At 27.7% G+C, this 7435-nt stretch carries 13 protein-coding genes and 1 pseudogene; 7 read left to right on the forward strand and 7 right to left on the reverse strand.

The window, feature by feature from the left end:
- A partial coding sequence (locus tag HMPREF2715_RS11750; protein WP_141757454.1) for a helix-turn-helix domain-containing protein occupies positions 1 to 119 on the forward strand: 119 nt, incomplete at its 5' end.
- Positions 120 to 255: 136 nt separating this feature from the next.
- On the opposite strand, the gene HMPREF2715_RS09820 is transcribed toward HMPREF2715_RS11750, so the two are convergent.
- Entirely contained in the window at positions 256 to 1041 is a 786-nt protein-coding gene (locus tag HMPREF2715_RS09820) for a hypothetical protein (RefSeq protein WP_070839944.1), read from the reverse strand.
- Between the two features lie 110 nt (positions 1042 to 1151).
- Here HMPREF2715_RS09820 and HMPREF2715_RS12330 point away from each other — a divergent pair.
- Positions 1152 to 1490, forward strand: a pseudogene (locus HMPREF2715_RS12330) (hypothetical protein).
- A gap of 4 nt (positions 1491 to 1494) precedes the next feature.
- Positions 1495 to 1680 (forward strand): helix-turn-helix transcriptional regulator, encoded by a 186-nt coding sequence (locus tag HMPREF2715_RS09830; RefSeq protein WP_011276570.1) that lies wholly within the window; start codon positions 1495 to 1497, stop codon positions 1678 to 1680.
- Between the two features lie 126 nt (positions 1681 to 1806).
- Here the strand turns inward: HMPREF2715_RS09830 and HMPREF2715_RS12335 are convergent, their stop codons facing one another.
- The 5 genes from HMPREF2715_RS12335 to HMPREF2715_RS12340 form a co-directional block, all read right to left on the reverse strand.
- Positions 1807 to 1932 (reverse strand): hypothetical protein, encoded by a 126-nt coding sequence (locus HMPREF2715_RS12335; protein WP_011276571.1) that lies wholly within the window; start codon positions 1930 to 1932, stop codon positions 1807 to 1809.
- A 23-nt stretch (positions 1933 to 1955) separates the two neighbouring features.
- A complete protein-coding gene (locus HMPREF2715_RS12460) occupies positions 1956 to 2183 on the reverse strand; it encodes a M23 family metallopeptidase (RefSeq protein ID WP_100479717.1) in 228 nt (75 codons plus the stop codon).
- A 76-nt stretch (positions 2184 to 2259) separates the two neighbouring features.
- A complete protein-coding gene (locus HMPREF2715_RS09835; protein WP_240556620.1) occupies positions 2260 to 2562 on the reverse strand; it encodes a hypothetical protein in 303 nt (100 codons plus the stop codon).
- The gene (locus HMPREF2715_RS09840; RefSeq protein ID WP_033080161.1) at positions 2559 to 2858 is read right to left on the reverse strand and encodes a DUF2089 family protein; all 300 of its coding nucleotides are present in this window, start codon (positions 2856 to 2858) and stop codon (positions 2559 to 2561) included. The genes HMPREF2715_RS09835 and HMPREF2715_RS09840 overlap by 4 nt, the downstream gene beginning before the upstream one ends.
- Before the next feature lie 417 nt (positions 2859 to 3275).
- Positions 3276 to 3422 (reverse strand): hypothetical protein, encoded by a 147-nt coding sequence (locus HMPREF2715_RS12340; protein WP_224743151.1) that lies wholly within the window; start codon positions 3420 to 3422, stop codon positions 3276 to 3278.
- Between the two features lie 396 nt (positions 3423 to 3818).
- Between HMPREF2715_RS12340 and HMPREF2715_RS09850 the strand changes: the two genes are divergently transcribed.
- The 4 genes from HMPREF2715_RS09850 (at position 3819) to HMPREF2715_RS09865 (ending at position 6973) form a co-directional block, all read left to right on the forward strand.
- On the forward strand, positions 3819 to 4988 hold the full coding sequence (locus HMPREF2715_RS09850; RefSeq protein ID WP_011276577.1) for an MFS transporter: 1170 nt from the start codon (positions 3819 to 3821) through the stop codon (positions 4986 to 4988).
- 583 nt (positions 4989 to 5571) lie between these two features.
- Positions 5572 to 5760: a hypothetical protein gene (locus tag HMPREF2715_RS12345; protein ID WP_070839947.1), complete on the forward strand. Its 189-nt coding sequence runs from the start codon at positions 5572 to 5574 to the stop codon at positions 5758 to 5760.
- A gap of 230 nt (positions 5761 to 5990) precedes the next feature.
- Entirely contained in the window at positions 5991 to 6608 is a 618-nt protein-coding gene (locus HMPREF2715_RS09860) for a CadD family cadmium resistance transporter (protein ID WP_011276579.1), read from the forward strand.
- A gap of 17 nt (positions 6609 to 6625) precedes the next feature.
- On the forward strand, positions 6626 to 6973 hold the full coding sequence (locus HMPREF2715_RS09865) for an ArsR/SmtB family transcription factor (RefSeq protein ID WP_011276580.1): 348 nt from the start codon (positions 6626 to 6628) through the stop codon (positions 6971 to 6973).
- A gap of 163 nt (positions 6974 to 7136) precedes the next feature.
- On the opposite strand, the gene HMPREF2715_RS11765 is transcribed toward HMPREF2715_RS09865, so the two are convergent.
- The coding region (locus HMPREF2715_RS11765) for a DDE-type integrase/transposase/recombinase (RefSeq protein ID WP_141754726.1) at positions 7137 to 7435 on the reverse strand (299 nt) is incomplete at its 5' end.

Here is a 7435-nt window from a genome sequence, read left to right on the forward strand (position 1 = left end):
TTTATCATCGAGTTGTAGAAATGTTAGAAGAAGGTCAAGCAATCAGTAAAATTGCAAAAGAAGTAAATATAACAAGACAGACTGTTTATAGAATTAAACATGATAAGGGATTATCTTGATAAATAGGTTGTCAATGCAAATGAGCGTTTCTCACAGCGTACCAAAACTCATAATATATTATTGAATTGAGATTTTAATAATTGTACAAGAAAAAAGAGTACGAATTCGCACTCTTTTTCTAAACTAAGTATTTTACTATTGTTCCTTTTGCTTATTTATCATAACTTGAATGTATAAAGTAATCCAAAGTTCGTGAGGATATGGTATTTGGGTATCATTTGCTTCAATTACTATATTGTGTTTTTCTCCTCTACGTCGAGTTACTAGATTTTTACCTAAATCAAAAAATGAACGTTGCGCTGTTAATATTTCATTATTTTCTTTTCCTGTTATCACTGTTTTAGTTGAAAAATAAGGGTTACTAAACTTATATGTGTCGTTACTGCTTGAAAAAATATAGGGCGTTTGTTGCTTTATTCCCCCTTTTAACAACCTTATCATCTGTAACATTCCTACTTCTTCTTCATCAATAAAGACTCTATAATGGGGCCCTAAGGACCATAGTTTAGTTCTCTTTAAAATAATAGTGTGATCTACTGATGTAAGTTTAACACCATAGACAGGGAAAATATCAAATACACTTAGCCATTTTTGAAGATTATTATTAAAATATGGAGTCCATATTGTATCACTCATACCATGAACTTTGATATGTATACCATCGAATATGTACAATGGGGCTTGATAAAAATATTCCTTCTCATATAAGTTAGGACTGTTTTCATATATTGTGAGTTCTTTTTTATATTTTCCTTTAGAGTAACGTCTTATCATAATAGTTCCCAATAAAATAACAATGCTTGCTACCCAAAAAATAACGAATATCCATGGAGAAATAGAGTTATTAAAAACCCCCATCATACTTCCAATCATGAATATTGTTACTAAAATTGTTTCAATAAATAAAACTAAAACAGGCAATTTTATAACTCCTTTTAAAATAGTAAATATTTTACTAAATGCAATATAACATAGTAAGTTTTTAAACACATTGATATGTAAAAAGTATTTGACATTTATGAGGTGTTATAATGAATTTAATTCCTTTTATTATTATTTTAATTTTTTCTTGTTTATGGACGGCTATAACAAACAAATATTTACCGTCAGAAACATTAGATACAAAAGGACACCAAGATTGATACGATGAAAGACAGCGTAAAATGTTTATTGAAATACTGGCTAAAAGTTTTATTTGGATTATCTATTGTATGTTATTTACATTATTGCTTAGATTGATTGGTTTAACACCAAATCTTGAAAAAACTTGGTTTTCTCAATATCCAGAAATTTTCTTTATAATAGCTGCTATATTACTTATGGCTTTTAATTACTTTACTACAAATAAAAAATACACATCTAAAGGTTAAATTAATGAAAAATAGAATTAGAGAATATAGAAAGCAAAAAAGAATTTCTCAAGAAGCTTTAAGTAAGGAATTAAAAGTATCTAGGCAAACTATTAATGCTATAGAAAACAATAAATATGATCCTACATTAACATTAGCATTCAAGTTGGCAAAATTGTTTGATACAACTGTAGATGAACTATTTTCTTAAACATTCATTTATCACAAAAAGAGAGTGCCAATTCGCACTCTCTTTTTGTGTAGTAATATTATTTAAATTTTGTCTCAATAAAGAACAAATCTAACACAAAATTTATGTTAATATTTTAATAAAATATTATTTTTTTCTTTCTTTCTTTTTGTCTCTTTTTTCTTTTAATTTCGCTAAATATTTCGAAGTCTCATCTGTAAAAGTAGATACAATTGCAACGATTATATCTATGATTTTAATTAAAATTTCCATCGATTAGTGCCTCCTTTTAAATTTTATATGCTATCTCCTTTTATAGGTGACCTTCCGTTAGAAAATTTAATTTTTAAAGAAACACATTCGTCTATTTTAGATGTGTTCATAACTTGAAAATGTAAATGTGGCTCGGAGGAGTTTCCAGAATTTCCACATTTACCAATCAAATCTCCTTGGCGTATTTTTTCACCGATTACAACGTTTATACTAGAATATTCTAATCGTTGCAAAATCAAAATATGTCTCAATAATGATCCTGTTGATGATTAATACAAAACATAACTTTACCACTTTTTTAAAAAGTCGATAGAGTTATCTTGAAATTCACTTTAAATCTTTGCTTATCATTTTATCTAATTCTTTTTGTTCTTTCTTTTTATTATCTTTTTGAGCCCTACTCCACTGACCTAATAAGAATAATAAACCTATTACACCCAAAATAAGAGTTCCCCAAATATTTAATCCTAATTTACCCGTTGTATATAAAAATACTAATGCTACTATAAATAATATAGGTACAATTCCACCTATTATCTTATTTCCTGTCTTAGATAAAAAATACTGTATAGCAAATAATATGGCATATAAAATAGCTGGTGCAAATGTTAATAAATTACTCAAATTCACTCAATCTCCTTTTCATGACTATATATTTCTAATAATTGTTTAGCGTCATTCAAATCTAATTTTTCCTCGATAGCCAGCTTTTTTACATAATTAACTAATGAACTCTCTTCATTGTCTTTTGCAGATTCTATCCTTTCTATCACACTATTTAATCTATTTCGAACAGTTGGATATGACACTTCATAATATTTAGCTAATGCTTTTAGTGATCCAGAATTAACAACAAAATTTTTAATAAATTCAAAATCTTCTTTTTCTAAGTTCATCATCCATTTAGGAATATCATTATTTTTCAATATATTCACTCCTTGAATATAAATTATCATATAATTAAACATTATTAAAATTAAATTTAACATTATTGAATTTTTGATTAACTTATATTATTTAACTTTCATTATTGTTAAATAACTTTCTGAAAAATATGTCTGATTAGCATGACTAATGTTTATCAGAAAGCATGTTAAAAGAGACTTCTTATTTCAACAAGGAGTCTTTTAATAGTTTTATAATCAAACTTTGTCTTAATAAAGAAAATATGTGCACATTTATTTCTTTATTGCTTCAACTAATATAAATGGAGGGAACTGTTTTAACGTATTAATACGAACTTCATCATAATATTTAAATACTTCTTCTGATTGTCCAAGGTCCTTAACACATTCAATTTCAAAGCCGCTATTTATTAAACTATTGAAAATAGTTTCAATAGTTTAATGGTATTTGAAAACGTCTTTTCCTATCCAATTAGCAGAACGAATAGATTCATCAAAGTAACGTTCCATTCGCAAATAAACTCCATTTTTATCTTCTTTTTTAACCTCTGAATCCATAGTAGCTGTTTGGATTGGATGCTCCATAGTAAATACTAGGGTTCCTTCACTTTTTAGTAATTGGTATAATCTTTGACAACCTAGTTTTTATGAATCTTTAAGATTTATAAAATACGGAGAATTTAAAGTGTCTGAGGAACTTAAATTTTTTAAATATGTTAATCAATTTAATATTAAGTAATAAAGATGCAGCAAATAAATATTATTTACATAATCGATGATTATAGGTAGTGAATATGTATAACATATTCATATTTAAAGAAAACCATATATTAATGTACAAAGTGACTTCATACAAGCAAACTTAAATTTTCTAATATTAATCTGTTTCTCAATACAACTTTTTTATAGTAAGATTATCTAAATAATAATTGCAAAAGCAGATTGATTTTTGGCAGAATGAATTTATTTAGAGGAAGACAATTGAAAAACATAAAATTAATTTTACTTATTTTTATAGCTTGTTTAAATCTTCGTATGAGTATACAAAGTATTCCACCAGTTATTAACTTAATACAAGATGACTTAAATTTAAGCAATGTACAATCAAGTTTTTTAACAAGTATACCTGTAATGTGTATGGGAATATTTGCATTTTTAGTAAATCGGTTTAAGAAAAAATTGGGATTTAATAAAAGTCTTTTAATTTTGTTAGTATTATTGGGATTGTTTACTTTATTTAGAGGTATGTTCCCTATGTATTTATTAATGATAATTTCAACCTTGGGTGTCGGGTTTTGTATAGCTATTATTGGACCATTAATATCAGGATTTATAAAAAAAGAATTTCCTAAAAATACTGGTTTGTTAATAGGTATTTATTCTTTAAGTATGGGATTGGTTGCAGTTATTGCTTCAGGTAGTGTTCTTTCTTTAACAAATTTAGTTAATACTTGGACAATTGCAATTTCTATATGGGGAATAATACCTATTTTTGCTGCTTTAGTTTGGTGGTTTTTATTACAAAGAAATTCAACTCAAAATGAGGAAAATATAGATTCAGTTAAATTACCCTTAAAAAATATAAATGCTTGGCTATTAGTTATATTTTTCATGTTACAATCAGGTCTTTTTTATGGTGTTGCTACTTGGTTAGTGAGTTTTTTAAAAACTATCCATTGGAATGATCATTCGAATATTGTTGCGCTAACTACTTTCACTGCTACACAAATGATTTTTAGTTTTGTCATACCAAGTCTTTTGGATAAATATTTTAGTGTAAATGTTTGGATTTTAGTATGTAATGTTATTTTAATTATTGGTAGTTTATTAATCCTTTTGACAAATGTATCTATATCAGTGCTTGTAGGTATCATTTTCATTGCTATAGCAACAGGAGGTTTATTCCCTATTGCTATGGTATTACCAATCAATATGACTTCAACTCCAAGTGATACAAGTAGTTGGACTAGCTTAGTTCAAGGATTTGGATATATTTTTGCAGGTTTTGTTCCTATTTTTATGGGATTAATGAATGATAAATTCCAAAGTAAATTATTATTCCCTTCGGAAATTATCTTAATTAGTATTCTACTGCTGTTATTTAGCCTAATAATAGTTAAACAAAGAAATAAACGAGAACTAAATTTTTAGATTTGCCAAAAATTATTCTGAATGGTTATCAGAAATGGAATATAAATTAGCTGAAAAATCTTATGTAACAGTTAGTGATTTGTTTGAATATGTTGAAAAGGAAGTTGAGTTAATGGAGTATTCTAAAAAACAAAAAAGACAATTTAACCAACGAAGACATGAAACTAATACTTAATGGGTAAATGATTTTGAACTATGAGTGGCTAGCATTTGGCCACTCATTTTTTTGCTTGCACAAAAACCTAGTCTCGCAGAGCACACGACTTAATGACTGGTTCTGTTGCAAAGTTAAAAATTATGTAATATTTATACTAAAAAACGAAAAATAATTAATACTAACAAAACGCTTTACTGTTAAAACAATATTTGCTTTTATAGTTTTGTATAGATGTGCATATAATTTTAACTTTGCAACAGAACCAAAACTAAAAAAATCGACGAAGGTCGATGTTGGTTTTAGCACAACGTTTGGAACAAACGTATAAGTGCGCCCTTACGGGAATTAACTAGATTATAACGACGGAAAATAGACCTGTAAAGCAATAACTATTGTGATAAAGTGTGCTAAAAAGGAGTGAGATAAGTGAGAAAAGTTAATTACTTTTTTAAAGCCTTAGTATTAGTGATTATGCTTCGTTGCACTATGAATTATTTACTTCCAGAACCTGAAAAATTAGCGTTTAAACTTTTAGATGGTCTTATTTTTGGGATATTATCTTGTCTTTTAATTATTTGGTTTATTGGTATTTTCAGTAGGACTTCACAAAAATAGACCACGCATTTATGCCGAGAAAATTTATTGTGCGTTGAGAAGAACCCTTAACTAAACTTGGAGACGAATGTCGGCATAGCGTGAGCTATTAAGCCGACCATTCGACAAGTTTTGGGATTGTTAAGGGTTCCGAGGCTCAACGTCAATAAAGCAATTGGAATAAGGCATCTATGATTTTCGGAGAATATAAGTTATAATACATTCAAAAATATTTTTGAATGAGGTGCTTTATGTTTTCGACTGTAATTACTGCTGCTGTTTTATATATTGCTACAGCAGTAGATTTGTTGGTAATACTATTAATATTTTTTGCTAGAGCAAATACTAGAAAAGAATATCGAGATATTTATATCGGACAATATTTAGGTTCTGTAATTTTAATATTAGTTAGTTTATTTCTAGCTTTTGTTTTGAATTATGTTCCGGAAAAATGGGTGTTGGGTTTATTAGGTTTAATACCGATTTACTTAGGTATTAAAGTTGCTATTTACGACGATTGTGAAGGCGAAAAAAGAGCTAAAAAAGAATTGGATGAAAAAGGGTTGTCAAAATTAGTCGGTATTGTTGCTTTGGTTACAGTTGCTAGTTGTGGTGCAGATAATATTGGACTTTTTGTTCCTTACTTTGTGACTTTAGATCTTGTCGACTTATTAGTTACTCTTCTTGTATTTTTAATATTGATTTTTGTTTTAATATATACAGCACAAAGATTGGCTAATATTTCAGGTGTTGGTGAAATTGTAGAGAAGTTTAGTCGTTGGATAATGGCTGTTATTTATATTGGTTTAGGGTTATTTATTATTATTGAAAATAATACAATTCAAACAATAATTGGTTTTATATTTTAAATTAAGGTGTGGTTTATATGGGCAAGGCAAATGCTTGTGATGTGATTTGTATTCATGAGGATAAAGTGAATAATGCTTTGAATTTTTTAGAAGATGATAAATCACAAAAATTACTTAGTATTTTTCAAAAAATATGTGATGAAAAGAAGTTAAAAATCATATTATCTTTGATTAAGGAAAATGAGTTATGTGTTTGTGATATTTCTTTGATATTAAATATGAGTGTTGCTTCTACATCACATCACTTAAGACTTTTGTATAAAAATGATGTTCTTGATTTTTGGAAAGATGGAAAGATGGCTTATTATTTTATTAAAGACGATAAAATTAAAGATTTTTTCTGTAAAAATCAAGAGGGATTTTGAAACGAGTTTCTTCTTGTCTTTATAACTTCCATTGAAAGATCACCCCTTTTGTACTTTTAAACACTTCTATTTTTGTTTAAGTTCTTTTATTGCTAGATTAAAGGGTTCTGTTGTAAAGTTAGAAAAATATAACTAATTACCATTTTATCATGTCGTTGTTCCCTTAACTGGCGAACATATGCCTAATTTCGTGGCATGGCGAAAATCCGTAGATCTGAAGAGACCTGCGGTTCTTTTTATATAGAGCGTAAATACATTCAATACCTTTTAAAGTATTCTTTGCCGTATTGATACTTTGATATCTTGTCTTTCTTACTTTAATATGACGGTGACCTTGCTCAATGAGATTATTCAGATATTTCGATGTACAATAACAGTCAGGTTTAAGTTTAAAAGCTTTAATGACTTTAGCCATTGCGACCTTCGTGGAAGGTGCCTGATCTGTAATTACCTTTTGAGGTT

It is taken from the genome of Staphylococcus sp. HMSC062A01, assembly GCF_001836805.1.
Taxonomy (GTDB): Bacteria; Bacillota; Bacilli; order Staphylococcales; family Staphylococcaceae; genus Staphylococcus; species Staphylococcus haemolyticus.

Coding starts and splice junctions, on each gene's coding strand:
- HMPREF2715_RS12340 (WP_224743151.1), bottom strand. CDS start 3,422: ATGGAGCATCCAATCCAAACAGCTACTATGGATTCAGAGGTTAAAAAA.
- HMPREF2715_RS09865 (WP_011276580.1), top strand. CDS start 6,626: ATGGGCAAGGCAAATGCTTGTGATGTGATTTGTATTCATGAGGATAAA.
- HMPREF2715_RS09830 (WP_011276570.1), top strand. CDS start 1,495: ATGAAAAATAGAATTAGAGAATATAGAAAGCAAAAAAGAATTTCTCAA.
- HMPREF2715_RS12335 (WP_011276571.1), bottom strand. CDS start 1,932: ATGGAAATTTTAATTAAAATCATAGATATAATCGTTGCAATTGTATCT.
- HMPREF2715_RS09860 (WP_011276579.1), top strand. CDS start 5,991: ATGTTTTCGACTGTAATTACTGCTGCTGTTTTATATATTGCTACAGCA.